Below are 26,503 nucleotides of genomic sequence, written 5' to 3'. Positions count from 1 at the left end.
CACCCGACATCAGCCGGCGTAAGGCCCGTTGAGGACAGGAGAAGGACCTCGATGACGATCCGCGTGATGCTCGTCGACGATCAGGCGCTGCTGCGCACCGGCTTCCGCATGGTGCTGGCGGCCCAGCAGGACATGGAGGTCGTCGCCGAGGCGGGGGACGGAGCGGAGGCACTGGCGACGCTGCGTTCGACGGCCGTCGACGTCGTGCTGATGGACGTACGGATGCCCAGGGTCGACGGGGTCGAGGCGACCCGGCGCATCTGCTCCGGCGGCGAGGGCGGAGCCGGTTCGCCGAAGGTGCTGATACTCACGACCTTCGACCTCGACGAGTACGCCTTCTCCGCGCTGAAGGCCGGTGCCTCCGGCTTCATGCTGAAGGACGTGCCGCCCGGCGATCTGCTCGCCGCGATCAGGGCCGTGCACAGCGGCGACGCGGTGGTCGCCCCCAGCACCACGCGCCGCCTCATCGACCGGTTCTCCAGCGTGCTGCCCGCCGCGACGCCCGAACCCCTCTCACACGGGCTGGAGCGGCTGACGGACCGCGAGCGTGAGGTGCTGACCCTCGTCGCCCAGGGCCTGTCCAACGGTGAGATCGCCGCCGAACTGGTGCTGTCCGAGGCGACGGTGAAGACCCACGTGGGCCGCATCCTCGCGAAGCTCGAACTGCGCGACCGGGTGCAGGCGGTCGTGCTCGCGTACGAGACGAAGCTGGTCAGGGCGGGCGGGAGCGGGGCCGGTGGTAGCGGAAGCGGGAGCGGCGGCGGCAGGTGACGCGGTGCACCGGCGCCGTCGTCGCACGGGCGGTACTCAGCCCGCCGGTGACCACACCGTTCATCCGTCACCACGCGGTACGTCCGTCACGCGATCACCGCGGCAGGCCAACGGGCCGCGTCCATCCGTACGTTCACCGCCGTTGCCCTTGACCGAGCCTCAAGCGAGCCCTCGGCGCCGACCCCTCAAGCGACCCCTCAAGCGACCCCTCAACCGACCTCAACCGGCCGCGCTCGCCCGTACGTTCGGCACCGGCGCCGCCAATCGCCCGCGCTCGTCCGTACGTTCACTCCGATCCGTACGTTCACCCCGGAGCCGTCGTCTCCCGAAGGAAGCCGAGGAACGCGGCGACCGCCTCGCGCACGTCCTCCGCGGACCACGACAGCCCGGACGCGGCCACCGTCACCTCGTGCATCGAAAGCCCCGGCGGCGCGCCCGGCGGCTCCGACCAGCGCCTGAACAGCAGCGTCCCCGTCTCCTCCGCCTGGCGTGCGCCCGCCTCGGTCAACTCCCGTGCCCCGTACGGCAGCCAGACCTGGAACTGATGCGTGTGCGGCACCCGCGGCCACACCAGCCACCACGGCACCGTGTCCCTGCCGGCCTCCGTCAGCGCTGCGCGCAGGGCCTCCGCGACGGTGCGCGCGTGGGCCACGTACTCGGGCAGACGCGGCAGTTCACGATCCAGGCCCACCAGCGCGGCGAGCGCCGCGGGCCACTGCTGGAAGATCTGCCCGCCGTAGCGGTGCCGCCACGCCGCGGCCTCGTCCACGATCGGTTGCGGACCGGCGAGCGCCGCTCCCGAGAGCCCGCCGAGCGACTTGTAGAAGCTGACGTAGACGGTGTCGGCCAGCGAGGCGATCTCCGGGAGGGTGCGGCCGAAGTGCGTGGTGCACTCCCACAGCCGTGCGCCGTCGAAGTGCACGACCGCCTCACGCTCGCGTGCCGCCGCGACGGTGGACTCCAGCTCCTCCCACGACGGCAGGAGGAACCCGGCCTCGCGCAGGGGCAGTTCGAGCGCGAGGGTGCCGAACGGCTCGGCCACGCCCCGCACTTCGTCCGCCGTGGGAAGCCGCGGCGCCTCCGTGGGGTGCACCACGCGCAGGCCCGTCAGCTGCCGCAGGGCGTCCCGCTCCCAGCGCACCGGATGCGCCAGTGGATGCACCGCGACCCTGTCGTCGCCCGTACGGTCCGCCCAGCAGCGCAGTGCGGCCTGCTGCGCCATCGTCCCGGTCGGGAAGAAGGCCGCGGCCTCCGTGCCGAGGGCGGCGGCCGTACGCCGCTCCAGCTCGCCCACGACGCCGTCGGCGTTGCCGTAGAGGTCGGGCGGGCCGGTGAGGTCGTACGCCTCGGCGCCGTCGGCCGCGAGACGGGCCAGCCGCCCTTCGACGGTGCCCTCCGCGGGACCGGTCGCGAGGCTGCGCCGGGCGCCGTTCCAGGCGCGGATCAGCCGCGCGCGCTCCTCCTGCTCTGGCTGTGCCTCCTGCTCCGGCTGTGCCTCCTGGTCGGCCCGCTCCGGGCGTCCCGCCCGCCCCGGCTGCTCTGATCCCGTCATGGCGGGAATCCTCGCGCCCGGCGCGGCGGCCCGCCAGAGTGCCCGCCCGCGGACGGCCGGAGCCGCCCCGTTGCGGACCGCCTGGGCCATCGGGCCGCGGGCCGCTGCGCGGGGGCGTGCACCGCCACTGGCCGCGCCCCTCGAAGGGTCCCGGCCCGCCGCGAGGGAATAGCATGGCGGGCGGGACGTCCGGTACCCGGCGAGGACCGGAACGGAATACGGAAGGCCGCCAAGCCGTGAACGATCAGCACCCTGCCGAGCCGCCGGACGGATCCGGCCCGGACGGCCACGACCGGTATGGATCCGCCCCGGGCGGCCATCACCACCGGGCGGAGGACCGGCCCGCACGACTCACCGTCGGCGTCGTCGGCGCGGGCCGCGTGGGCCCGGCACTCGCCGCCGCGCTGCGCCAGGCCGGGCACCGTCCGGTCGCCGCCTCCGGCGTCTCCGAGAGCTCCCGCCGCCGCGCTGCCGAACTGCTGCCCGGCGTACCGCTCGTCGACCCTCCCGAGGTGCTCTCCCGCGCCGAACTCGTGCTGCTCACCGTGCCGGACGACGCGCTGCCCGAGCTGATCGAGGGGCTCGCGCGGACCGGTGCCGTGCAGCCGGGCCGGCTGATCGCCCACACCTCGGGGCGGTACGGCACGGGTGTGCTCGAACCGGCCCTGCGCGAGGGCGCGTTGCCGCTCGCGCTGCATCCGGTGATGACGTTCACGGGCACGCCCGTCGACGTACAGCGCCTGGCGGGCTGCTCGTTCGGCGTCACGGCGCCCGAGGAGCTGCGGCTCGCCGCCCAGGCCCTCGTCATCGAGATGGGCGGGGAGCCGGAGTGGATCGCCGAGGAGGCCCGTCCGCTCTACCACGCGGCGCTCGCGGTGGGCGCGAACCACCTGGTCACGCTCGTATCGCAGTCCATGGACCTGCTGCGCGCGTCCGGGGTGGAGGCGCCCGCGAAGATGCTCGGGCCGCTGCTGGGCGCCGCGCTCGACAACAGCCTGGGCTCCGGCGACGCCGCCCTCACGGGCCCGGTCGCGCGGGGTGACGCGGGCACGGTCTCCGCGCACCTCGCCGAACTCGGCGCGCACGCACCGCGCATGGTCGCCAGCTATCTCGCCATGGCGCGCGCCACCGCGGACCGTGCCATCGACCACGGGCTCCTGAAGCCCGAACTCGCCGAGGAACTGCTCGACGTACTGTCCGAAGGGGGCCGGGGCCGATGAGCGGCACGACGGAGAACGCACCGGCCGCGGCGACGCCGGACACGGCGCGTACGGCGGCGGGCGGCGGCAGCACCGCGACGGACGCCGGAGGCGCCGCGGGGAGCCCGGCGAACCGCCCGTCGAACCACCCGTCAAACGGCCGTCAGGGCATACGACTTGTCCGTACGGCCGCAGAACTGCGCGCCACGGCAAGGGAGTACGGCGCCGTGAGCGCCGCAGCCGCGCCGGACGCCCGTGCGACGGGGTCCGACGGCGCGGCCACAGCGAGGCGCCGCGCGGTCGTGATGACGATGGGCGCCCTGCACGCCGGGCACGCCGCGCTCGTACGCACCGCGAGGGAGAGCGTCGGACCGCACGGCCAGGTCGTCGTCACGGTCTTCGTCAACCCGCTCCAGTTCGGGCCTTCGGAAGACCTCGACCGCTATCCCCGCACGCTCGACGCGGACCTCGTCATGGCCGAAGAGGCGGGCGCCGACGTGGTGTTCGCGCCGTCGGTCGCGGAGGTCTATCCCGAGACCGCGGGTCCCGGAGCGACCCGCGGACCGGCATCGGGCTCAGGCCACCGCAACGGCTCCGGCACCGGCTCCGGCGACCGCACCAGCGGCCCCCAGGTCCGGATCGCCGCCGGGCCGATGGGTGACCGCTTCGAAGGCGCCCACAGACCGGGCCACTTCGACGGCGTGCTCACCGTCGTCGCCAAGCTGCTGCACCTGACGGCGCCGGACATCGCGCTGTACGGGCAGAAGGACGCACAGCAACTCGCCCTGATCCGGCGGATGGTGACGGACCTCAACTTCCCCGTGGAGATCGTCGCCGTGCCCACGGTCCGCGAGAGCGACGGCATGGCCCTCTCCAGCCGGAACAGATATCTCTCCCCCGAGGAGCGGCAGACCGGACTCGCGCTCTCCCGGGCGCTGTTCGCCGCGCGGGACGCGCTGCCGGACGGCGGTGCGGACGTCGCGCTCGCCGCGGCCCGTACGGTCCTGGACGAGGCCGAGCACCGCGAACCGCCCTTGCACGTCGACTACTTGGCGCTGATCGACCCGTCGGACTTCACCGACCTCACGGAGTTCCCCGGCCGTACGGAAGCGGGCGGGCGTACGGAGGGCACCGGCCGTACAGAAGCCGGCGGCCGTACGGAAGTCACCGGGCGCACCGGCGAGGCGGTGCTCGCGGTCGCCGGGCGCGTCGGAGGCACCCGCCTCATCGACAACATCCCCCTCCCGCTCGGAGCGCTCCGGTGACCCCCGGCACGGGCCCGCTGGGCGCGGCCGGTTCCGCCCCGCTGCGCGCCCCGGCCCCCGGCTGGCGCATCGACGCGGACGTCGTGGTCGTGGGCTCCGGCGTCGCCGGACTGACCGCCGCGCTCCGCTGCGACGCCGCGGGCCTGCGCACCGTGGTCGTCACCAAGGCCAGCCTCGACGACGGCTCGACGCGCTGGGCGCAGGGCGGCATCGCCGCGGCGCTCGGCGAGGGCGACAGCCCGGCACAGCACCTCGACGACACCCTCGTGGCCGGCGCGGGCCTGTGCGACGAGGAGGCGGTGCACACGCTCGTGACCGAGGGCCCCGCCGCCGTGCGCAGGCTCATCGGCACCGGCGCCCGCTTCGACACCGACCCCGCGAGCGGCGAGATGGAGCTGACCCGCGAGGGCGGCCACCACCGGCGCCGCATAGCGCACGCGGGCGGCGACGCCACGGGGGCGGAGATCTCCCGCGCCCTCCTCGCGGCCGTACGGGAAGTGCACCGCGGGATCGACGGGGGCGGCGGAGGCGGCGGCAACGACGGGATCGGCGGGTACGGCGGCGGTCTCCGTACCGTCGAGAACGCCCTCGTGCTCGACCTGCTCAAGACGCCCGGCGGCGCCGCGACCGGCGTCACGCTGCACGTCATGGGCGAGGGCCAGCACGACGGCGTCGGCGCCGTGCACGCGCCCGCGGTCGTGCTCGCGACCGGCGGCATGGGCCAGATCTTCTCCGCGACCACCAATCCGCCCGTCTCAACGGGCGACGGCGTGGCCCTGGCGCTGCGTGCCGGTGCGGAGGTGAGCGATCTGGAGTTCGTGCAGTTCCACCCGACGGCGCTGTATCTCGGCGCGGGCGCGGAGGGCCAGCAGCCGCTGATCTCGGAGGCCGTACGGGGCGAGGGCGCCCACCTCGTCGACGCCGACGGCGTCCGCTTCATGACCGGTGAGCACGAACTGGCCGAACTGGCCCCCCGCGACATCGTCGCCAAGGCGATCATGCGGCGGGCCGCCGAGCAGGGCGCGGAACCGGGCACGGAGCACGCCTATCTCGACGCCCGCCACTTCGGGGCCGCCATGTGGGAGTCCCGCTTCCCGACGATCCTCGACGCGTGCCGCAGCAACGGCATCGACCCCGTCACCCAGCCGATCCCGGTGGCACCCGCCGCGCACTACGCCAGCGGCGGCGTGCGCACCGACCTGCACGGCCGTACGACCGTTCCCGGCCTCTACGCGTGCGGCGAGGTCGCCTGCACCGGCGTGCACGGCGCGAACCGGCTCGCCTCCAACAGCCTGCTGGAGGGCCTGGTCTTCGCCGAGCGGATCGCGGAGACGGTGGCGCGGGACGCCGACCGGCGGGCCACCGCCCCCGAGGCCCCCGGGGCCACCGCCCCCGAGGCCACCGAACCCGCCGCCCCCACCCCCGACGGGCCCACCGCCGACGCCGCCGCCAACGCCCGTACGGACGCGGCGACTTCGCCTCGGCCCGCACCCGGCACGGGCACTCACACGGACACACCCGCGGACACACCCCCGGACACCCCCGTGACCCCGCTGCTCCCCGCCGAGGCGCGGCCCGTCATCCAGCGCGTCATGACGAGCGGCGCCGGAGTCCTGCGTTCCGCCGCCAGCCTCGCCGACGCCGCCGCCCGCCTCGAAGCGCTCCCCGCCGCCACGGCGCACAAGCCCGCCGACCCCGGCGTGGAGACCTGGGAGACGGCCAACCTGCATCTCGTCGCCCGCGTCCTGGTCGCCGCCGCGCTGCGCCGCGAGGAGACCCGCGGCTGCCACTGGCGCGAGGACCGCCCGCACCGGGACGACGCCTCCTGGAGCCGGCACCTCGTCGTCGGCCTGCACGAGGCAGGCCGTACTCTCGACGTCCGTACGACCCGGACGACCCGCTTCCCGCCGACGACGGCACCCCGCCCGGAGCCTCACGGGGCACCGGACCGTCCGGAGGCCCCGGCCGAGGCGCCGGCGGACCCGCCACCACACACCCCTACGGAGAAGCCGTGACCAGCCCCTTCCCGGACTCCCCGGAGGAGCGACGCCCCCAGCCCGTCGACGTGCCCCTGCTCCAGATCGGCGGCCCCGCCGCGGGCACGGCATCGCAGTCCGGCGGAGGCGGCGGCTGCGGCGACTCCTGCGGCTGCGGCGGCGGTGCCGGCGTGGACGGCGACGCGTGGGACCTGGACCCGCTGGACTGCGGGCTCGACCCGGACCTCGCCCGTCTGCTGGCCGACGCGGGCCTCGACCCCGTACAGGTGGAGGACATCGCGCACCTGGCCGTCGAGGAGGACCTCGACCACGGAGTCGACGTCACCACCGTCGCCACCATCCCCGAACTCGCGGTCTCCACGGGCGACTTCACCGCGCGTCAGGACGGCATCGTCGCCGGCATGCACGTCGCCGAGGCGGTCCTGTCGGTGGTGTGCACCGACGAGTTCGAGGTCGAGCGCCACGTCGAGGACGGCGAGCGGGTCGTCGCGGGGCAGCGGCTGCTGACCGTACGCACGCGCACCCGCGATCTGCTCACCGCCGAGCGCAGCGCGCTCAACCTGCTGTGCAGGCTCTCCGGTATCGCCACCGTCACCCGCCGCTGGGCGGACGAGCTCTCCCGCGCCGCCACCGCCGCCGACTCCGGCACCCACGCGGAGACCCGCGTACGCGACACCCGCAAGACGACGCCGGGCCTGCGCGCCCTGGAGAAGTACGCGGTGCGCTGCGGCGGCGGCACCAACCACCGCTTCTCGCTCTCCGACGCGGCGCTCATCAAGGACAACCACGTGGTGGCGGCGGGCGGTGTCGCGGAGGCGTTCAGACTCGTACGGGCCGAGTTCCCCGACGTGCCGATCGAGGTGGAGGTCGACCGGCTCGACCAGATCGAGCCGGTGCTCGCGGAAGGCGCCGACCTGATCCTGCTCGACAACTTCACGCCCGACGAGACCGCGGCGGCCGTGGCGCTCGTCGGGGGCCGCGCGCAGCTGGAGTCCTCGGGGCGGCTCAGCCTGGACAACGCCGCCGAATACGCGGCCACCGGCGTCGACTTCCTCGCCGTCGGCGCCCTCACCCACTCCTCGCCGATCCTCGACGTGGGCCTGGATCTGCGTGACACGGACTCGGATGCGGACGCGGACGCGGCGCGGGAGACGAGACCCGGCGCCGGCGGGAGCGGCGAAGGGCCCGAGGAGCCCGAAGAGCACGACGCGAGCGAAGAACGTGAAGGACGCGAGGGGCGCGGCGAGCGCGAAGAGGTGGACGACTGATGCTGCTGACCATCGACGTCGGGAACACCCACACCGTTCTCGGCCTCTTCGACGGCGACGACATCGTCGAGCACTGGCGGATCTCCACCGACGCCCGCCGCACCGCCGACGAACTCGCCGTGCTCCTCCAGGGCCTGATGGGCATGCACCCCCTCCTCGGCGACGAACTCGGCGACAACGTCGAGGGCATCGCCATCTGCTCGACCGTCCCCTCCGTCCTGCACGAGCTGCGCGAGGTCACCCGCCGCTACTACGGCGACATCCCGGCCGTACTCGTCGAGCCCGGCGTCAAGACGGGCGTGCCGATCCTCATGGACAACCCCAAGGAGGTCGGCGCCGACCGCATCATCAACGCCCTCGCCGCGGTCGAGCTGTACGGAGGCCCGTGCATCGTCGTCGACTTCGGCACGGCCACCACCTTCGACGCGGTCTCGGCACGCGGCGAGTACGTCGGCGGCGTCATCGCACCCGGCATCGAGATCTCCGTCGACGCCCTGGGCGTACGCGGCGCACAGCTCCGCAAGATCGAGCTGGCCCGCCCCCGCAGCGTCATCGGCAAGAACACCGTCGAGGCCATGCAGTCCGGCATCCTCTACGGCTTCGCGGGCCAGGTCGACGGCGTCGTCGACCGCATCTCCCGCGAACTCACCGACGACCCCGACGATGTGACGGTCATCGCCACGGGCGGCCTCGCGCCGATGGTGCTCGGGGAGGCCTCGGCCATCGACGAGCACGAGCCGTGGCTGACCCTGATCGGCCTGCGCCTGGTCTACGAGCGCAACGTCAGCCGCACCTGACCGCCGCACCTGACGCCGCGACGGCCCCCTTCGGCGCCCCTTCCGCGCCCGGGCTGCGCCGGCTCTGCGCCCGGCTCGGCGGGGTGCCCGGCGGGACGGGCGTACGCGGCCCTGCCGTAGGCTGGAGGCCTGTCAGAAGGAGGCTCGAAAGGCTATGGAGTACATCGCGGCACTGACCCCGCCCGTCGTGATGGCGGTGGCGTTCATCGCGCTCATCGTGACGATCGTGAAGAGCCAGGGTGGCGCGAACAAGGCCAAGGAAGACGCCGCCGTCGACGCCGCCATCGCACGCGCGGAGAGCGTCCGGCAGAAGAAAGACAGCTGATCCGCGCTCTCCCCTGCGGTATTCGGGACATCTCCGACTATTATTCACGGCGTGCCTCGGCCATTGGGAGAGTTGGAAGACACCGTCATGACCCGTGTATGGCGGTGGAACCGTCCGGTCACCGTGCGGGAAGTCCTCGAGGATCTGCGGGACGACAGGTCCATCGCCTACACGACGGTCATGACCGTAATGGACAACCTCCATCAGAAGGGCTGGCTGCGCAGACGCCAAGAAGGCCGTGCCTATCGATATGAGCCGGTCTCCACGCGTGCCGCCTACTCCGCCGCACTGATGAACGAGGCCTGGGCGTCGAGTGACAACGCCGCCGCCGCACTCGTGGAGTTCTTCGGGCGTATGACTCCGGAACAGCTCGACGCCGTACGGGATGCGTTGCGGGTGGTGCAGTTGAACGATGTGCACGTGGATGTGCCGGAGAGAACGCCGCGCGAGAGTCACTAGCCGCCGCAAGCCGAACCGCACGCGGAACCCGCGATCGGAAGCGGCACGGAAGCCTGCGCGAACCCCCTTCGGAAGCTCAGCGGATCCCGTGGCGGAAGGCCCCGTGAAGGACGGCGGGAAGAGCCGCCGGAAGGCGCCCGTGAACGCCGGGGACCCGGAGAGCACCGCCTCCGGCAAGGGCGATAGCGTCCGTTCATGGCGTCAGCATCCCCTTCCGTATCAGAAGTCACCGTTCGCCGAGCACGGACGGCAGATGTGCGCGCTGTGCGAAGCCTGATCGATGTCTACTCGCGAGACCGCATCCTGCTCGACAAAGCGACGGTCACCCTTTACGAGGACATTCAGGAGTTCTGGGTCGCGGAACGGGATCACGACGCGGAGGTGGTCGCATGCGGCGCTCTCCACGTGATGTGGGAGGACCTGGCCGAGGTCAGGACACTCGCCGTCGACCCGGCGCTCAAGGGCACCGGCGTGGGCCATGTTCTGCTGGAGAAGCTGCTGAACACGGCACGCTGGCTGGGCGTGCGCCGCATTTTCTGCCTCACCTTCGAAGTGGACTTCTTCACGAGGCACGGCTTCACCGAGATCGGGGAGACACCGGTCGACGGCGATGTCTACAGCGAACTGCTGCGTTCCTTTGACGAGGGCGTGGCCGAGTTCCTGGGTCTCGAACGGGTGAAGCCGAACACGTTGGGCAACAGCCGCATGCTTCTGCATCTCTGAGTGACTGCGCGGTGACCGCCCGAACCACTCGCCCGAGCGTTGACGGAGTCGCTTTGTCCGAAAGATCCCGCCAATCCCGCCGGTGGACCGGACAAACTCAACTGAGGGTTTGTGTTTCTCACCGAAAAGCGGTTTGCTTTCTTCGTCAGTATCAGTAATCGAGTTATCGATGACGAATGGGAGTATCCGGTGGCGCAGAAGGTTCAGGTTCTTCTGGTCGACGACCTCGAGGGCGGCGAGGCGGACGAGACGGTGACGTTCGCACTGGACGGGAAGAGCTACGAGATCGACCTCTCCACCTCTAATGCGGACAAGCTCCGTACGGTCCTGGAGCCGTATGTGAAGGGCGGCCGCCGCACCGGCGGGCGTTCGGCACGCGGAAAGGGCCGCGCCTCCGGCGGCGGCAGCAGTCAGGACACCGCGAAGATCCGCGCATGGGCCAAGGAAGAGGGTTACGAGGTCAACGACCGCGGCCGCGTTCCGGCCAATATCCGGGAGGCCTACGAGAAGGCCAACGGCTGATTGCGCGACTTGCGTGCGGTGCTTCTCGGCCGAGCCCGGCGGCATTCCGCCGCCGCGCCGCCGGACCGCACGAGAGCGACGCGATCCGCCTTACGCCCCGGCTCGGGAGGCCGCAGTCAAACGGCGGCCTCCCGAGGGCCGTAACCGGCGCCACCGCGAACGGCGCCGACGGCGCCTGACGGCACGTTCTCGAAGTCCCGGCCCGTGTCCGTCCGTCCGTGCGCGAGAGCCCCGCAGCAGCGGCGGCCCCGCACCGGCGTGAGCGCCTCGCGCCCGCCGCGGGCGCGCCCCCGGGACGCTTCCCCTGCGGCGGCCCCACTCCCGGCCCCGTTCCCCGGTCCGTCGTCCCGGTGCCGGAAATCGCGAACCCCGCGAACCTCACGCACCGCCCGGCAGCCACGCGCCACCGCGGCAACTCCCGAATCCCGAACCCCCGAACCCCCGCCCGGTCACTCGCTGTTGACCGCTCATCGACCGTAACGCTCCGTTGTGTGCCCGTATGGATTCGGAGAGTGGCCGAGTGAGAAAGACCGCGTTGAAAGCTGTTCGCCCTCAGCGGATGCCTTCAGCCGACTCCGACAAGCACCGCATGGAGTGTCAGTGCGAGCGGGTAAGAAGGTTCCAGGTCGGTCCTGCCTGCTTGTTCGGGCCGGACAGCAGCGCGAAGACAGCAGCACAAGGGCTGATGACACGGGGGTGCGAGCAGCGATGCCGGCGAGCCGGGAGCGTTTCGGCCAAGAGCCGTTCGCCGTGGGCGTAGTGAATCACGGTGGATACGCCTGGCCTGCGGGAACATCGTCTCGCACCATCGGGTTGGAACTGTTGTCGACTGTTCGGGGAAGGAGGCCCGACTGTGCTTCCCACGGGAGCGTGGCCGGCCGTCGGCGCAGCCGGGCCGGAGTCGGCAGATGGAATGAGCGGTCCCCGCTTGCGGGACTAAGCTGCGGAAGGACAGAGAGGGGAGCGTCCCCTTACTGCCTGACCGCTCTGAGGAGCGATTAACGATGTTCGAGAGGTTCACCGACCGCGCGCGGCGGGTTGTCGTCCTGGCTCAGGAAGAGGCCCGGATGCTCAACCACAACTACATCGGCACCGAGCACATCCTCCTGGGCCTGATCCACGAGGGTGAGGGTGTCGCCGCTAAGGCACTGGAGAGCCTCGGGATTTCGCTCGAGGCGGTCCGTCAGCAGGTGGAGGAGATCATCGGCCAGGGCCAGCAGGCGCCCTCGGGCCACATCCCCTTCACGCCCCGTGCGAAGAAGGTGCTGGAGCTGTCGCTCCGCGAGGCCCTTCAGCTCGGCCACAACTACATCGGCACGGAGCACATCCTGCTCGGCCTGATCCGCGAGGGCGAGGGCGTCGCCGCCCAGGTCCTCGTGAAGCTGGGCGCCGATCTGAACCGGGTGCGGCAGCAGGTCATCCAGCTGCTCTCCGGCTACTCCGGCGGCAAGGAGGCGGCGACCGCAGGCGGCCCCGCCGAGGGCACGCCCTCGACCTCCCTCGTCCTGGACCAGTTCGGCCGCAACCTCACGCAGGCCGCCCGCGAATCCAAGCTCGACCCGGTCATCGGGCGCGAGAAGGAGATCGAGCGGGTCATGCAGGTGCTCTCGCGCCGTACGAAGAACAACCCGGTGCTCATCGGCGAGCCCGGCGTCGGCAAGACCGCCGTCGTCGAGGGCCTGGCCCAGGCGATCGTCAAGGGCGAGGTGCCCGAGACCCTCAAGGACAAGCACCTCTACACCCTGGACCTGGGCGCCCTGGTCGCCGGCTCGCGCTACCGCGGTGACTTCGAGGAGCGCCTGAAGAAGGTGCTCAAGGAGATCCGCACCCGCGGCGACATCATCCTGTTCATCGACGAGCTGCACACGCTGGTCGGGGCGGGCGCCGCCGAGGGCGCGATCGACGCCGCGAGCATCCTCAAGCCGATGCTGGCCCGCGGCGAGCTCCAGACCATCGGTGCCACGACGCTCGACGAGTACCGCAAGCACCTGGAGAAGGACGCGGCCCTGGAGCGCCGCTTCCAGCCCATCCAGGTCGCCGAGCCGTCGCTGCCGCACACGATCGAGATCCTCAAGGGCCTGCGCGACCGTTACGAGGCGCACCACCGCGTCTCCATCACGGACGCGGCCCTGGTGGGCGCGGCCACGCTCGCCGACCGTTACATCTCCGACCGCTTCCTGCCGGACAAGGCGATCGACCTGATCGACGAGGCCGGTTCCCGTATGCGGATCCGCAGGATGACCGCTCCGCCGGACCTGCGCGAGTTCGACGAGAAGATCGCGAACGTCCGCCGTGACAAGGAGTCCGCGATCGACTCGCAGGACTTCGAGAAGGCGGCCTCCCTCCGCGACACGGAGAAGCAGCTGCTGGCCCAGAAGGCCAAGCGGGAGAAGGAGTGGAAGGCCGGCGACATGGACGTCGTCGCCGAGGTCGACGAGGAGCTGATCGCGGAGGTCCTGGCCACGGCCACCGGCATCCCGGTCTTCAAGCTCACCGAGGAGGAGTCCTCGCGCCTGCTGCGCATGGAGGACGAGCTGCACAAGCGCGTCATCGGCCAGGAGGACGCCATCAAGGCGCTCTCCCAGGCGATCCGGCGTACGCGTGCGGGCCTGAAGGACCCGAAGCGTCCCGGCGGTTCGTTCATCTTCGCGGGCCCGTCCGGCGTCGGTAAGACGGAGCTGTCCAAGACGCTCGCCGAGTTCCTCTTCGGCGACGAGGAGGCGCTGATCTCCCTCGACATGTCGGAGTTCAGCGAGAAGCACACCGTCTCCCGGCTGTTCGGCTCGCCCCCCGGATACGTGGGGTACGAAGAGGGCGGTCAGCTGACCGAGAAGGTCCGCCGCAAGCCGTTCTCCGTGGTCCTCTTCGACGAGGTCGAGAAGGCCCACGCGGACATCTTCAACTCCCTGCTCCAGATCCTGGAGGACGGTCGCCTGACCGACTCCCAGGGCCGGGTCGTCGACTTCAAGAACACGGTCATCATCATGACGACCAACCTCGGCACCCGGGACATCTCCAAGGGGTTCAACCTGGGCTTCGCCGGCCAGGGCGACACCAAGGCCGGGTACGACCGGATGAAGGCCAAGGTCAACGACGAGCTGAAGCAGCACTTCCGCCCGGAGTTCCTCAACCGTGTCGACGACACGGTGGTCTTCCACCAGCTGACGCAGGACGACATCATCCGGATCGTCGACCTGATGCTCGCGATGGTGGACGAGCGGCTCAAGGACCGCGACATGGGCCTGGAGCTGAGCACGGACGCCAAGGAGCTGCTCGCGAAGCGGGGTTACGACCCGGTGATGGGCGCCCGGCCGCTGCGCCGGACGATCCAGCGCGAGATCGAGGACCAGCTGTCCGAGAAGATCCTCTTCGGCGACCTGCGTCCGGGCCACATCGTGGTCGTGGACACCGAGGGTGAGACCGACGAGGAGAAGAAGTTCACCTTCCGCGGTGAGGAGAAGGCGGCGCTGCCGGACGCACCTCCGGTGGAGTCCGCGGCGGGCGGCGGCCCGAACCTCTCCAAGGAGGCGTGACTCCCGGCTGACGGGCCGGAGTTCGCGTCCGTACGACCGACGCCTGTGCGCCGTGGCGGCACCGCTGCCACGGCGCGCAGGCGTTTTCGGTGGCGGGTTCGGTATGGGGCGATCCCTCACGGGCCCGGGGTCGGCTCCGCGTCCGGAAGGGGACGCTTCCGCCCGCCCGACCCCGCCGCTCAGCGGTCCGTGACGATGATCCGTACACCCTCCGGCACGTCGCTGACGGGCGGAAGTCGCTGGTCCACGCGGAGCGACATCAGGGCGGGGAACGCGCTCAGCCACCCCATGCGCATGCCTGCGCCCAGGTCGCACGAGATCCACAGATGGGTGAGACGGTCGGGCCCAAGCCCGTCGATCAGCTCGCCAGGCGTGAAGTGACCGCCGATCTGCACCTGTGGACGGCCGCCCAGCCTGCGCAGCGCCGCCAGCTCCTGACGGTCCCGTACGGGCAGGAAGAGCGCCTCCGGATCGAGGTGCCGGATGACTTCCTCCGCGTAGCGCTCGGTCTCGAAGTTGCGCCAGCCGCGGGCGAGTTCGTTGCGTACCTTCAGTGACTTCCGGTCGCGCAGCCGCGCCAGGTAGTCCACCGCGGCGTCGTCGTCGATGCGCGTCACGGTGAGCGCCAGCCGGTACGCCTGCTCGTCCGGGACCGTCGCCGGGTCCGGGATCATCTCCAGGACGATCGGACCCACGAAGCCGAGCCTGAGCGCCGAGTCGTCGTCGCTGGGCGCGACCAGGTTGCGCGTCTCGCGGCGCACGCGGGCGTAGGTGTCCGGATCGACCTCGGTGACGTGCTCAAGGCAGGCCGCGGCCATCAGCCGCCGCCGCTGGCGCTTCATGCCGAGCGCACCGGGTGCCAGCAGCCCTTGCAGCAGCCTGGCGCACTCGGCGGGGCGTGCGTGGGCGACTGCCATACGGATGACCTCGTCCCACTCCGGCTCGTGGGCGTGCTCCAGCAGCAGATCGAGATCGCCCTGTTCGACGATCTCCTTCGCGGCGAGATAGTCCTGCACGGTGCGGTGCACGAACTCCACCGATCTGTCGGCCTGTTCGCGCAGCACGCCCGTACGCAGCAGCAGATGGCCGAGGATCTGCTCCGGATACGCGTGCTGGGCCGCGACGGAAGGGAGCGTGGCGGCGTACTTCTCGATCTCCCGCAGCGCGCTGCGCTGGTCGAGCACGGGCTGCCCGTCGACGAGCATGCGATGGGCCAGCTTGCGCAGCAGCCGTTCGCGGGGGGCTCGTGCCAGCTCGATCGTGTCCGCGTTCACCACCTGGCGCTCCGGGTCGCGGCGCTGGAGGAGCATCGCCATGGCCGCCTCGTACAGCTCCTTGCGGCCGTGCGGCAGGAAGCCGGCCCGGTCGACGTTGAGGGCGCAGATGAGGCTGCACATCAGGGGGTTGGTGGCCAGCACCCGCAGCTCGCGGTGGATCGGGATGGACCGGAGCAGCATCTCCTTGTACCGGTCCAGCTGCGCGTCGTCCTCCTCCGACCTGTCCGTGCGCGCGGCGGAGTGCCAGGCGGTGATGAAGGCGGCGACCTGGTCGCGGTTCATGGGGGCGAGGGTGAGCTCGGTGAAGCCGTCCCCGGCCAGCCAGTTCGCCTCTACGGCGGTGGGGCGGGAGGTGACGAGGCACGGATTGCCGGGGTACTGCCGCAGGAGGGGACGCAACTGCTCGTGCAGCGCCCGGCGTTGGGGCTCCGGCACCTCGTCGATGCCGTCGACGAGGAGGAGCGCGCGACCGCCGGTGAGCACGCGGGCGGCCCAGCCGTCAGGTGCTTCGTCTGCGAGTCCGTGGCCTGCCGCGGTCAGGAACTCGCCGGGCTCGGGAAAGCCCTCGCGGGCGAACCGCCGTACGGGCAGCACGAACGGGATGCGGCTGCGCAGCCCCTTCAGGTCCTCCGGGAGCGTGGCGCCCGCGGTGGAGACGGCCAGCCACTGTATGAGCGTGGTCTTACCGGAGCCGGCCACTCCGCGCAGCAGGATCCGCTCGTAGCCGGTCAGCGCCTTCTCGGCGGTGGTGACGGTGTCCGCGGAGGCGGACGCCGGCGGTTCGGGTGCGGTGCCGTCCGCCGTGTTCGGCGCGCTCGCGTCGGACAGGGTCTCGTCGGAAGCGGTCTCCTCGGACGAAGCGACCTGCGTATCCGGGGTGCCCGGGGTGCCCGCCCCGGCGCCGGTGCCCGCGGAGTACGCCGCGGGAGAACTGAACTCCGCGGACAGGCTCAGATAGGTGGCCTCCAGCGGCCAGTCGCCGGGCGTCGCGGGATTGTCGAGGTCGATGCCGCAGATGGTGACGCGGTCGTACTGCTCGATGACGTGCCGCAGATAGCGCTCCTCGAACTCCGTATCCTCGGGCGACCGCGGGTCACGCGTGCTGCTGGCCGCCTCCATGTCGTTGAGTTCGACGAGTTCGCCGATGTGGCGGGCCTGTTCGGGCAGGCGACCGGCGAGGCCGGGGGAGCGCCGGATCAGCAGGCGGAGGAAGTGGAGGCAGACGGCGGCCAGCAGCTCGTCGTAGAACCATGCGGCCTCGGAGGACAGTTCGCGGTCGGCACCCGGTACGGCGGAGTGCAGGCGCCGTGCGTACGCGGACGGACCCAGCCCCACGGCCTCGGCGTCGGTCATGTCGAGCTCGCCGGCGACCCACAGCGAGCGCGCGAGCACGGCCGCCGTGCCGGACTCCTCGGCCGCCGGCAGCCGCTGGCCGGTCGCCCGCAGCCCGAGGCGCACCAACTCCGCCGCGGTCTCGAAGAGTTCGTCCCAGCCGAGTGCCGGGTCCTCACCGCGGAAGGCGACCATCCGCGCCATCAGCCGCCCGGAAGAACCGGACAGGGGCACGTCGGCGGCGACGTCCGACGGCACGAGCAGCGGGCCGATCAGCGGTTCGACGACGGAGGACGCGAGCCGTACGACGGGTTCGGCGGGTTGATCCATGGGATTGGTGACTTTCGGCAGGGTGATGTCGACTGTCCTGTCGGCCGGGGCACTTGATGGCCTGAATGTGCGTCAGGTCACGTTCGCCGCCCACCCTATGAGGACGGGTCGGGGCTCGGCCACGGCGGGGAGGGCGGGCTCGGGGTCACGGAAGGGGGCGCACGGCGACGTCGCGGACCGGGGCACCGGCCGATCCCGTCGATCCGGCGCCCGAACCCCCCAAGGGCACCGCGCCCCCGCGTGCCGGAGGAGTCAGCCCACGGAAGGCATGTCGCTCTCCCGCACAACCGTCAGGTGCGGAGGGAGAGTTGCCGTGAAACGCGGTGCCGTCTCCGGGACGACGAGCGTGTGCAGGTGCGGAAAGGCCGACAGCCACTCCTGACCGCCGTGACCGTGGCGCGCGTAGCCGTCGCGCAGCCACAGGTGCGTCAGCCTGCCGTGGTCGAGGTGCTGGAGCAGCTGGTCCGGGTGGTACCGGCCGACGACCTGGACGCGGGCGCGTCCGCCCATGGCGCGCAACGCCCGCAGATGGCCGGTGTGGTGCACGGTGAAGTACAGGTCGCTCTCGTCGAGATGGGCGATGATCTCGCGCGCGTACTCGTCCGTGTCGAAGCGGTGCCACGCCCACACCAGCTGCCGGCGCAGAGCGAGCGACGGGTGTCCGCGGAAGCGCGCCAGCACCGGAAGCGCCGCGTCAGTTCCCGTACGGGAGGCGGCCACGACCGCGCACGCGGCCTCCGAGTCGGTGAGCCCGTCCGGGCCCGGCAGCAGCCCGAGCAGCATCGGGCCGCCGATGTCGGCGACATGGCGGGCCGCGGCCATGCTCCTGGGCGGGAAGAGGCGGGAGGTCCTGGCCGTGACCTCCTGCCGTATCCGGGGATGCAGATCCGTCGCGTGCTCCAGACAGGCCGCCGCCAGCAGCAGGTTCCGCACGCCGGGGCCCTCGTGTCCCGCCCGCGCCCCGCCCCGGTCCTCGCGGCCCGCCCGCGCCCCGCCCCGGCCCTCGCGACCCGCACTCCCCTCGCCCGGTGCCTCCGCTTCCTCCGGCACCTGCGCCACGAGCCCGCGCAGCAGCCGTGCCCGGTCCCGCGGCCGCGCGTATGCGACCGCCAGCCGGATCACGTCCTCCCACTGGTCCTTGTGCGCGTTGTCCAGCAGCAGCGGGAAGTCCCCCTCCTCGACCGCGGCCCTCGCGCCCAGCGCGTCCTGAAAGCTCCGGTGCACGAAGTCCACGCGCCCCTCGGCCGGTTCGCGCAGCACCCCCGTACGGTCGAGGAGATGCCGCAGCACTTCCCGTGCACCGGTCTCCGCCGGGGCCGCCGTCAGCGGCAGCGAGCGGGCGAGCTGCGCGACGGCGTCCTCCTCGTCCATCTCCGTACGGCCGTTGCGGATCATCCAGTGCGCCAGCCGTTGCAGCAGCAGTAGCCGGGCCTCCTTCGTCAGATGCCCCAGCCCGTCCGGCACCGGCACGGAACGCTCACGGTCGCGGCTGTCCAGCAGCATCGACAGCGCCGCGTCGTAGAGGTCCGAGCGGCCGTACGGAAGGGCGCCGTGCCGCTCGCGGTTGAGGGCGCACAGCAGTCCGCACATGAGCGGGTTGACGGCGAGACGCCCCAGGTCGGGGTTGCTGCGTACGGCCGCGACGAGGTCCTCGGCCAGCCCGGGCCCCGCCTCCGCCGCGCTGTGCCAGCGCCTGATGAACGCCGCCACGTCGTGACGCGACATCGGCGAGAGCGACAGCTCCGTGAAGCCCGCCGCGGCCAGCCAGTTCTCCGGTACGGCCGACGGACGGGACGTCACCAGCCACAGATTGCCCGGGAAGTCGCCGCACAGCTCCCGCAGCCAGCGCCGCGCCTCGTCGCGCCGGTCCGCCGGCACCTCGTCGATCCCGTCGATCAGCAGCAGCGCGCGGCCCGCCGTCAGCACGCGCTCCGCCCAGCCGTGGGGCTGCGCACCGGCGAGATTGCTGCGCACGGCGTGCAGGAAGCGGTCCGGGGAGGGCAGCCCGTCGAGCGCGATCCGGCGCAGCGGCAGTACGAAGGGGACGCGGCCCAGCAGATGCGTCATCTGCTCGTCGTAGTTCTGGCGCGCGGCCGTCACGGCCAGCCACTGCATCAGCGTCGTCTTGCCGGAACCGGCGCCGCCGCGCAGCAGCACCCGGTCGTGGCCGGCCAGCGCGCGATCGGCGGGGAGCGGTCCGGGACCGGCGGCGGCAACGGGACCCGCGTCCTGCTCCGCCTCCGCGTCCTGCTCCGCCTCCGCGCCCGCGCCGCCCGCATCCGCGCTCGCGTCCGCGTCTTCCTGGTGGGCGTCTCCCTCGTGCGCGTCCGGCGTCGCCTCCAGCGGAACGTAGGCCATGTCGAGGCGCCACTCGCGGGCTGCGCCGCCCAAGTCCAGTCCGTAGATGGTCAGTTCGCCGTGCTTGCGGGCCATGTGCTCGGCGTAGCGCTGCTCGAAGCGGGCGTCCTCGGCCGAGCGCGCCGGAACGCGTTCGAGGAGCAGATCGGTGGTGCTGATGATGCGTTCCAGCTGCTGCGTCTGCTCCGCGAGCGTGCGCGCGACGAACGTGGAGCGGCGGGTGAAGAAGTCCAGGATGTGCAGGCAGGCCGTGTGCAGCAGCGGCCTGAAGTGGGCCTCCGCGCCGGCCGAGAGCGAGCGCGGCCGGTTCAGCAGCCTGGCCAGGCCCTCCGGCCCCAGGCGTACGGCCTGCACATCGTCCATGTCCAGGTCGCCGAGGCTGTGCAGCGCGACCGCGAGGGCGTCGGCCAGCTCACGCTTCGTCTCCTCGTCGGGGCCTTCGTGCGGGCCCGCGGTACGCGCGCCACGCTCCGTCAGCTCCCCGGCCAGCTTCCGCAGGTCCTTCCCGGTCAGGGTGCGCTGCTCGCCCCTGAAGGAGACGAGTGAGGAGATCCGTACCGGACTGTCCGTCAGCGCCGCTCCCGGGCCCTCCTGTACGAACAGTCTCCTGACGATCGGTCCGACCGCGGCGGAGGCTATTCGAGCGGCGATCGTGACGGGCTCCATGAACGGATCGTAGGCGACGGAACGGGCGCCGGGCGCGGGAGTTGACGAGTCGCAGGGGCCGCGCGGCCTGCGCGCTCGCGTACTTCGGGCGGTACGCACGGTGACGCGACGCGGGTCACATCCGGGGCCCGGACCAGGGCGCTGCCATCGCGTCGTGTACGGACCCGCGTTCCGTTCCGGGGTGAGGTGCCGCACAGCCCTTCCGGCCGCTACGACCGGAGTTAGGAGCCCCGCGGGACCAAAGTCCCAGCCCCGTACGGGCCGGTCCCCGACCCCCGTACTCGGCCCTCGTGAAGCCGGTCGCGGCGCGACGGCCGCATGGGCGGCGTCCGAATAATCCGTAAGGGTGCCTTGCTGTCTGCTCTGTCCATACGGGCCCTATTAGTAATAACGCTCTTTGGTATGCCGGATCAGGCGGGTTACCAATGATTTGTCCCCACGAGATCCCACGGTTCGGGGTCACCCAAGCCATTTCCGGAGGTAGCACCCGTATGTCGAAGACGCCCAGGAACGCGCACACGCCTCGTGGCCGTACCAGGGTCGCCGTAATAGCGGCCGGACTGGGGGCCTCGGTGCTGCTGGGCGCGGGCTCGGCTGTCGCCGCCCACACGGACGGGCAGAGCGACGTCTTCGCGTCAGGCACCGCGTCGCAGCTGGCGGGCTCCACGCGCGCCCAGGCCGACCAGCAGCACAAGGAGGCGCTGGCCAAGAAGAAGGCCGAGCAGCGCGTCAAGGACAGCAAGGACAGCAAGGGCGACCGGAGTTCACGCGGCGCCGACCGCAAGGGCGGAGTCAAGAAGAGCGCCGACGGCTGGACCAAGCCCGTGTCCGGCAAGTACGAGCTGAGCGCGGGCTTCGGCAACAGCGGAGGCCGCTGGTCGCACAAGCACTCCGGCCAGGACTTCGCCGTGCCGACCGGAACGCCCGTTAAGGCCGTGCACGCCGGCACCGTCGTCAAGGCCGGGCCGAACGGCGCCGGCGACGGCTCCTCGTACGGCAACGCCATCGTGATCAAGCACAGCAACGGCACGTACTCGCAGTACGCGCACCTCTCGAAGCTGAACGTGCAGCCCGGTCAGAAGGTGGACACCGGCCAGAAGATCGGTCTGTCGGGCTCGACCGGCAACTCGTCCGGTCCGCACCTGCACTTCGAGATCCGCACCACCCCCGACTACGGATCCGGCAAGGAGCCGGTCCAGATCATGCGCTCGCACGGCGTCAAGGTGTGACGACCGGAGCGGTGTGACCACGGGGCCGGGGAACGGGGCCGCGGCGGTCGGCAGGACCGCCGCGGCCCCGCCCGTCCGTGCGGGGCGGGGGCGGGCTCAGCCGCGTGCGGCCGCGTCCCTGTGCGCGGTGGTCAGCATCTCCTGGGCGACTTCGAGCACTGCGTGCCGCTTGTCCTCGGGGTCGCCCTCGATGTTCTGAAGGGTGAACGTGCCGGCGTGCATCGTGAACAGGGCGGCGGAGCAACGAACTTGATCGCTCAGCTCGGCGCCCGGGAGCTGGATGACGTCGAGCAGCTTCATCAGCCGCCCCTTGAAGGACTCGCCGATGCTCAGCTCGCGCATCGTCGCCTGGTTCTCCTGCATGAAGCGGAACACCGGCGCCGCCTGGTTCAGGACCTCGCTGTAGCGCCGCAGCACCTCCAGCTTCGTCTCCAGGTCACGCGGCTGTTCGAGGGCCCAGTCGATCAACTCGTCGCAGGGCCTTGCCAGATCGTCGAAGAGGCTGATGACGATCTCTTCCTTGGTCTTGAAGTGGTAGTACAGCGCGGCCTTCGTGACGCCGAGGTGCTCTGCGATCTCCCGGAGCGAGGTCTTCTCGTAACCGCGTGCCGCGAAGAGCTCCAGGGAGATGTCCTGGATGCGCTGCCGCGTATTGCCCCTGCTCATGAGCCTCGGCTCCTCGTCTGCGACAAAACTTGCTTGACGCCCGGCTAGCTGCGTCCTACCTTTCTCATGGTACTGATTAGCCGGTCGGCAAGTAAGGGATCGGCGGGCACGAGATCGGCGAGCAGGAGAGCGGGGGAGCGGAATGAGCACGGAAGCAGTCATAGAGCCAGGGGAGCCGGAGCCGTCCGGAGAGCCGGGAGAGCCCGGCCGGGAGTCCGGTGCGGCACCGGCGGGGCAGGCCGCGGGGACCTCGCGCAGCGTGCGTACGTCGGTGTTCGCGCTGATGATCGCCGTCATGCTCGCCATGCTCGACAACATGATCGTCGGCACCGCGATGCCCACCATCGTCGGCGAGCTGGGCGGCCTGGAGCACCTCTCCTGGGTCGTCACGGCCTACACCCTCACCACTGCCGCATCCACGCCCCTCTGGGGAAAGACCGGCGACATGTACGGGCGCAAGGGAGCCTTCCTCACTTCCATCGTGATCTTCCTCGCCGGTTCGGTCGCGTCCGGTGCCGCACAGTCGATGGCCCAGCTCATCGGCTTCCGCGCGCTCCAGGGACTCGGCGCGGGCGGGCTCATGGTCGGTGCGATGTCCATCATGGGCGAGCTGGTGCCGCCCCGTGAGCGCGGCAAGTACATGGGCATGATGGCCGGGGTGATGTCGTTCGCCATGATCGGCGGACCGCTGGTGGGCGGCACGCTCACCGACCATCTCGGCTGGCGCTGGGCCTTCTACATCAACGTTCCGCTCGGCGGGATCGCGCTCGCCATGGTCGTGGCGCTGCTGCACCTCCCCGCGAGGCGCGCCCAGGGCAGCATCGACTACGCGGGCGCCGGGCTCCTCACCGCGGCGATCACCTCGGCCGTGCTCGTCACCAGCTGGGGCGGCACGGAGTACGACTGGTCCTCGCCGGTGATCACGGGGCTCTCGGCGGTGGCCGTCGCCTCGGTCGTGGCCCTCCTCGTCGTGGAGCGGCGGGCCGCGGAGCCCGTGCTGCCGCTGGGCGTCTTCCGCAGCCGCAACTTCTCGCTGATGACGCTGATCGGATTCCTGCTGGGCTTCGTGATGTTCGGCGCTATGACGTTCCTGCCGCTCTATCAGCAGACAGTCCAGGGCGCCTCCGCCACCAACTCGGGCCTGCTGCTCCTGCCGGTGCTGCTGCCGATGATGGTGGTCTCGGTGGTCACGGGCCGCGCCACCACCCGCACGGGCAAGTACCGCGCGTACCCGCTGATCGGCGGCGCTCTCATCCCCGCCGGCCTCTTCCTCCTCGCGCAGCTCGGCGTCGGTACGAGCAGGACGACCTCGGCGCTCTACATGGTGGTCCTCGGCGCCGGCATGGGCTTCCTGATGCAGCTGACGATGCTGATCGCGCAGAACAGCGTGGAGCTGAAGGACATGGGTGTCGCCTCGTCCACGACCACGCTGTTCCGTACGATCGGCGGCTCCTTCGGCGTCGCCCTGATGGGCACCCTCTTCGCAGACCGCGTGCGGGAGACCATGACCGAGCGTGCCGGTGCGGCGGGCGGCGCAGGGGGCGCGGGCGGTCCCGGCCCCGGCGGCGACGGCGGCACTCCCGCGCAGCTGGACGCCGCCTCGCTGGAGCGGCTGCCCGCGCAGGTGCGGGAGGCGTACGAATACGCGGTGGCCGACGGCACACATCTGGTCTTCCTGGTCGCGGCGGCCGCGGCGCTGCTCGGCTTCGTCGCCACCTGGTTCGTCAGGGAGGTCCCGCTGAAGGGCGGCGACGGGCCGGCGAAGGAGACGCCGGACAGCGCGGGGGAGACCGCGGGGGAGCCGTCGGATCCGGAGGCGAGGCCGGAGGGCAGCGTCAGTCCCGTGTGACAGCCTGAGCGCATGAACACGCCGGGCATGGCGCGGCTGCGCGCCATGCGCCTCGCCAAGGACGCGATGGACCGCGAGTGGTCCGACCCCGGCCTCGATCTGGACGCGGTCGCGGCCTTCGCGGGCTACTCGCGGTATCACTTCGTGCGCGCGTTCAAGGCGACATACGGGGAGTCGCCGGGCCAGTACCTCAGCCGCCGCCGCATCGAGCGCGCGGAGGAGCTGCTGCGCTCGGCGGACCTGTCGGTGACCGAGATCTGCATGATGGTGGGCTTCACCAGCCTCGGGACCTTCTCCGCGCGCTTCAAGAAGCAGACCGGCACCAGCCCCAGCGACTACCGAGGGCGTCATGGACACAGTGCGGCCGCCATGATCCCGGGCTGCTACGCGATGCTCTTCACCGGCGGATTCAGGGAGCAGCCCGCGTCCGGATCCGAGCCGTCGCCGCCCGCGGAGGAAGAGCGCAACAACGGAGAAGCGGGCAGCGAGCGCCTCTGACACGGTGAAACGGACGGAACCTGGAGGGCCAGGGGGCGACGCCCTCCCGCCGCCGGTTCGTCCCACACCACCGCGATCAGTTCCGGAGTCCACCGTGATCAAGAGTCTGGCCATCGCCACCGTCTGGTCCACCGACCAGGAGCGGGACAAGAAGTTCTTCGTCGAGACCCTCGGCTTCACCGAACGTACGGACATGAGCATGGGCGAGATGCGCTGGGTCACCGTCAGCCCGCCCGGTCAGCCGGACGTGCAGCTCACGCTGATGCGCCCGGACGGACCGGGCCTGGACCCCGAGTCCCGCGAGGCCGTGCTGAAGCTGGTCAGCAAGGGTGCGCTGGGTGCGGGCGTCTTCGCCACGGACGACTGTCGGGCGACGTACGAGGAACTCAAGGCGAAGGGCGTCGAGTTCGTTCAGGAGCCGCAGGAGCGTCCGTACGGCATCGAGGCGCTCTTCCGTGATCCGTCCGGCAACTGGTATTCGCTCACCCAGCAGCGCGACGTCGAGGGGCTGGATCTGAGCAAGCCGTGGAGCGGCTGCGTCGACGGCGAAGCGGAATAGCGGAGTAGCCGCTTCGGAGGGCGGGGCGGGGCGGGAACGGGAGAGCACCGGCGACCCGGACATCGTCGCTGCCGCTTCAGGGGAGCCGCGGGTTCTGTGCCGCCGCTGGTTCGGTGCCGCCCGGGTGGCGGGCCGCCGCCGGTGCCGCGGGGGCACCGGCGGATCCGCGCTCTGTGCCGGGCCCTTCAGGGCCCTCGGCTTCGGGGTCAGCTGAGCGGCAGCCGGTAGACCCCGCCCGGCAGCGGCTCGACGAGCCCGTCGGACACCAGACCGTCCAGGGCGCGCGCCCGCTGGACCGAGTCGTTCCAGACCCGGTCGAGCGTGGCCTGCGGCACCGGCGTCACCGCCTCGCGGAGCACGGCCAGCAGCTTGCCGCGCACCTGCCGGTCCGTACCCGCGTACGTCTGGGTGCGGCGGGGCGGGTCGACGTGCTCAGGAGCGCCCGCGAGCTGCCATGCGCACAGGCTCCTGACCGGGCAGCGGGAGCAGCCGGGCGCGCGTGCGGTGCACACCAGCGCGCCGAGTTCCATCGTGGCCGCCGCCCAGCGCGCGGCCGTGGCCTCGTCCTCGGGAAGCAGCGCGCGGGCGAGCTTGCGCTCGGCGGCGGTGGTGGCGTTCGGCGGGTACTGCCGGCCGTTGACCGCACGCGCGAAGACCCGGCGGACGTTGGTGTCGAGAACCGCGTGCCGCTGCCCGTACGCGAAGGAGGCCACGGCCGCGGCCGTGTACTCGCCGACGCCGGGCAGGGCCAGCAACTGTGCGTGCTCCCGCGGTACGTCACCGCCGTGCCGTTCCGCTATGGCGGCGGCGGCCCCGTGCAGACGCAGTGCGCGCCGCGGGTAGCCGAGCCGGCCCCAGGCGCGTACGGCCTCGCCGGGTGGCTCGGCGGCGAGGTCGGCGGGGCGGGGCCAGCGGCCGAGCCACTGCTCGTAGACAGGCAGCACCCGGTTCACGGGCGTCTGCTGAAGCATGAACTCGCTGACCATGACCCCCCATGCGCCCGCCTCGGGGCGGCGCCAGGGAAGGTCTCGGGCGTGCGCGTCGAACCAGTCGACGACGGGGGCGTGGAGGGCGCGGGCGGTCTGCTCGACGGAGCCGGCGGTCTCCGCCGACTCGGGTCCGGGCTCGGGCTCGGGGGGTGCGGTCTCGGTGGTCGCAGTCATGGCAGGACCGATCCTGACACGGAGGCAGCCGCCCGTGAAACGCGACGCACAGGCCGACGAGAGTGGTCCTCAGACTCTCGGCGCAGGCCTGTGGCCACGTGGTTGCCGTGTGGTTGCCGCGCGGCCGCCGTCCGATCGCGGGTACGCCGCCGGGGCCGTCGCGCA

The 26,503-nt window shown here is 71.7% G+C and carries 20 protein-coding genes; 15 read left to right on the top strand and 5 right to left on the bottom strand.

What is annotated here, in order from left to right:
- Positions 1-51 precede the first annotated feature (51 nt).
- Positions 52-771 carry a response regulator transcription factor gene (locus HCC61_RS22720; protein ID WP_169138250.1) on the top strand — a complete coding sequence of 240 codons (720 nt, stop codon included), beginning with the start codon at positions 52-54 and terminating at the stop codon, positions 769-771.
- Positions 772-1,075: 304 nt separating this feature from the next.
- Here HCC61_RS22720 and HCC61_RS22715 read toward each other — a convergent pair whose 3' ends face one another.
- Positions 1,076-2,323, bottom strand: a complete 1,248-nt coding sequence (locus HCC61_RS22715) for a beta-eliminating lyase-related protein (RefSeq protein WP_169138248.1) — start codon at positions 2,321-2,323, stop codon at positions 1,076-1,078.
- A 236-nt stretch (positions 2,324-2,559) separates the two neighbouring features.
- On the opposite strand from HCC61_RS22715, the gene HCC61_RS22710 reads away from it, so the two are divergent.
- The 10 genes from HCC61_RS22710 to HCC61_RS22665 all read left to right on the top strand — a co-directional run bounded on the left by HCC61_RS22710 (position 2,560) and on the right by HCC61_RS22665 (position 14,411).
- Positions 2,560-3,543, top strand: coding sequence for a DUF2520 domain-containing protein (locus HCC61_RS22710; RefSeq protein ID WP_346777340.1), 984 nt, complete (start codon positions 2,560-2,562; stop codon positions 3,541-3,543).
- Complete coding sequence (gene panC / locus HCC61_RS22705; RefSeq protein ID WP_169138244.1) at positions 3,540-4,787, top strand: pantoate--beta-alanine ligase; 1,248 nt, start codon at positions 3,540-3,542, stop codon at positions 4,785-4,787. Before HCC61_RS22710 ends, panC begins: the two co-directional genes overlap by 4 nt.
- Entirely contained in the window at positions 4,784-6,802 is a 2,019-nt protein-coding gene (locus HCC61_RS22700; RefSeq protein ID WP_346777339.1) for an L-aspartate oxidase, read from the top strand. Before panC ends, HCC61_RS22700 begins: the two co-directional genes overlap by 4 nt.
- A complete protein-coding gene (gene nadC / locus HCC61_RS22695; RefSeq protein ID WP_169138242.1) occupies positions 6,799-8,052 on the top strand; it encodes a carboxylating nicotinate-nucleotide diphosphorylase in 1,254 nt (417 codons plus the stop codon). Before HCC61_RS22700 ends, nadC begins: the two co-directional genes overlap by 4 nt.
- A complete protein-coding gene (locus HCC61_RS22690) occupies positions 8,052-8,849 on the top strand; it encodes a type III pantothenate kinase (protein WP_169138240.1) in 798 nt (265 codons plus the stop codon). The genes nadC and HCC61_RS22690 overlap by 1 nt, the downstream gene beginning before the upstream one ends.
- A gap of 154 nt (positions 8,850-9,003) precedes the next feature.
- Complete coding sequence (locus HCC61_RS22685; protein WP_169138238.1) at positions 9,004-9,174, top strand: hypothetical protein; 171 nt, start codon at positions 9,004-9,006, stop codon at positions 9,172-9,174.
- A 51-nt stretch (positions 9,175-9,225) separates the two neighbouring features.
- Positions 9,226-9,633 (top strand): BlaI/MecI/CopY family transcriptional regulator, encoded by a 408-nt coding sequence (locus HCC61_RS22680; RefSeq protein WP_169138236.1) that lies wholly within the window; start codon positions 9,226-9,228, stop codon positions 9,631-9,633.
- A 195-nt stretch (positions 9,634-9,828) separates the two neighbouring features.
- Entirely contained in the window at positions 9,829-10,356 is a 528-nt protein-coding gene (locus HCC61_RS22675; RefSeq protein ID WP_169138234.1) for an amino-acid N-acetyltransferase, read from the top strand.
- 189 nt (positions 10,357-10,545) lie between these two features.
- A complete protein-coding gene (locus HCC61_RS22670) occupies positions 10,546-10,878 on the top strand; it encodes an Lsr2 family protein (RefSeq protein ID WP_169138232.1) in 333 nt (110 codons plus the stop codon).
- Between the two features lie 1,004 nt (positions 10,879-11,882).
- Entirely contained in the window at positions 11,883-14,411 is a 2,529-nt protein-coding gene (locus HCC61_RS22665; protein ID WP_169138230.1) for an ATP-dependent Clp protease ATP-binding subunit, read from the top strand.
- 179 nt (positions 14,412-14,590) lie between these two features.
- Here HCC61_RS22665 and HCC61_RS22660 read toward each other — a convergent pair whose 3' ends face one another.
- On the bottom strand, positions 14,591-17,350 hold the full coding sequence (locus tag HCC61_RS22660; protein WP_240969207.1) for an NACHT domain-containing protein: 2,760 nt from the start codon (positions 17,348-17,350) through the stop codon (positions 14,591-14,593).
- A 252-nt stretch (positions 17,351-17,602) separates the two neighbouring features.
- Positions 17,603-20,374 carry an NACHT domain-containing protein gene (locus HCC61_RS22655; protein ID WP_169138228.1) on the bottom strand — a complete coding sequence of 924 codons (2,772 nt, stop codon included), beginning with the start codon at positions 20,372-20,374 and terminating at the stop codon, positions 17,603-17,605.
- Between the two features lie 491 nt (positions 20,375-20,865).
- Between HCC61_RS22655 and HCC61_RS22650 the strand changes: the two genes are divergently transcribed.
- The gene (locus tag HCC61_RS22650; protein ID WP_169138226.1) at positions 20,866-21,603 is read left to right on the top strand and encodes a M23 family metallopeptidase; all 738 of its coding nucleotides are present in this window, start codon (positions 20,866-20,868) and stop codon (positions 21,601-21,603) included.
- 96 nt (positions 21,604-21,699) lie between these two features.
- On the opposite strand, the gene HCC61_RS22645 is transcribed toward HCC61_RS22650, so the two are convergent.
- On the bottom strand, positions 21,700-22,269 hold the full coding sequence (locus HCC61_RS22645; protein ID WP_169138224.1) for a TetR/AcrR family transcriptional regulator: 570 nt from the start codon (positions 22,267-22,269) through the stop codon (positions 21,700-21,702).
- A gap of 142 nt (positions 22,270-22,411) precedes the next feature.
- Between HCC61_RS22645 and HCC61_RS22640 the strand changes: the two genes are divergently transcribed.
- The 3 genes from HCC61_RS22640 (at position 22,412) to HCC61_RS22630 (ending at position 25,175) form a co-directional block, all read left to right on the top strand.
- On the top strand, positions 22,412-24,118 hold the full coding sequence (locus HCC61_RS22640; RefSeq protein ID WP_169138222.1) for an MDR family MFS transporter: 1,707 nt from the start codon (positions 22,412-22,414) through the stop codon (positions 24,116-24,118).
- A gap of 12 nt (positions 24,119-24,130) precedes the next feature.
- A complete protein-coding gene (locus HCC61_RS22635; protein ID WP_240969206.1) occupies positions 24,131-24,616 on the top strand; it encodes a helix-turn-helix transcriptional regulator in 486 nt (161 codons plus the stop codon).
- Between the two features lie 94 nt (positions 24,617-24,710).
- Positions 24,711-25,175: a VOC family protein gene (locus tag HCC61_RS22630; protein WP_169138220.1), complete on the top strand. Its 465-nt coding sequence runs from the start codon at positions 24,711-24,713 to the stop codon at positions 25,173-25,175.
- Positions 25,176-25,381: 206 nt separating this feature from the next.
- Here the strand turns inward: HCC61_RS22630 and HCC61_RS22625 are convergent, their stop codons facing one another.
- Entirely contained in the window at positions 25,382-26,338 is a 957-nt protein-coding gene (locus HCC61_RS22625; protein WP_169138218.1) for an A/G-specific adenine glycosylase, read from the bottom strand.
- Positions 26,339-26,503 lie beyond the last annotated feature (165 nt).

This window comes from Streptomyces sp. HNM0575, assembly GCF_012726265.1.
Lineage (GTDB): Bacteria > Actinomycetota > Actinomycetes > Streptomycetales > Streptomycetaceae > Streptomyces.
This window is presented reverse-complemented; position numbering and strand designations above follow the sequence as displayed.

What these genes read in the sequence shown, in the direction of transcription:
- HCC61_RS22675 (WP_169138234.1), top strand. Translation starts at nt 9,829, where the DNA reads ATGGCGTCAGCATCCCCTTCCGTATCAGAAGTCACCGTTCGCCGAGCA.
- HCC61_RS22720 (WP_169138250.1), top strand. Translation starts at nt 52, where the DNA reads ATGACGATCCGCGTGATGCTCGTCGACGATCAGGCGCTGCTGCGCACC.
- HCC61_RS22665 (WP_169138230.1), top strand. Translation starts at nt 11,883, where the DNA reads ATGTTCGAGAGGTTCACCGACCGCGCGCGGCGGGTTGTCGTCCTGGCT.
- HCC61_RS22685 (WP_169138238.1), top strand. Translation starts at nt 9,004, where the DNA reads ATGGAGTACATCGCGGCACTGACCCCGCCCGTCGTGATGGCGGTGGCG.
- HCC61_RS22690 (WP_169138240.1), top strand. Translation starts at nt 8,052, where the DNA reads ATGCTGCTGACCATCGACGTCGGGAACACCCACACCGTTCTCGGCCTC.
- panC (WP_169138244.1), top strand. Translation starts at nt 3,540, where the DNA reads ATGAGCGGCACGACGGAGAACGCACCGGCCGCGGCGACGCCGGACACG.
- HCC61_RS22650 (WP_169138226.1), top strand. Translation starts at nt 20,866, where the DNA reads ATGTCGAAGACGCCCAGGAACGCGCACACGCCTCGTGGCCGTACCAGG.
- HCC61_RS22660 (WP_240969207.1), bottom strand. Translation starts at nt 17,350, where the DNA reads ATGGATCAACCCGCCGAACCCGTCGTACGGCTCGCGTCCTCCGTCGTC.
- HCC61_RS22640 (WP_169138222.1), top strand. Translation starts at nt 22,412, where the DNA reads ATGAGCACGGAAGCAGTCATAGAGCCAGGGGAGCCGGAGCCGTCCGGA.
- HCC61_RS22635 (WP_240969206.1), top strand. Translation starts at nt 24,131, where the DNA reads ATGAACACGCCGGGCATGGCGCGGCTGCGCGCCATGCGCCTCGCCAAG.
- HCC61_RS22645 (WP_169138224.1), bottom strand. Translation starts at nt 22,269, where the DNA reads ATGAGCAGGGGCAATACGCGGCAGCGCATCCAGGACATCTCCCTGGAG.
- HCC61_RS22655 (WP_169138228.1), bottom strand. Translation starts at nt 20,374, where the DNA reads ATGGAGCCCGTCACGATCGCCGCTCGAATAGCCTCCGCCGCGGTCGGA.
- HCC61_RS22715 (WP_169138248.1), bottom strand. Translation starts at nt 2,323, where the DNA reads ATGACGGGATCAGAGCAGCCGGGGCGGGCGGGACGCCCGGAGCGGGCC.
- HCC61_RS22625 (WP_169138218.1), bottom strand. Translation starts at nt 26,338, where the DNA reads ATGACTGCGACCACCGAGACCGCACCCCCCGAGCCCGAGCCCGGACCC.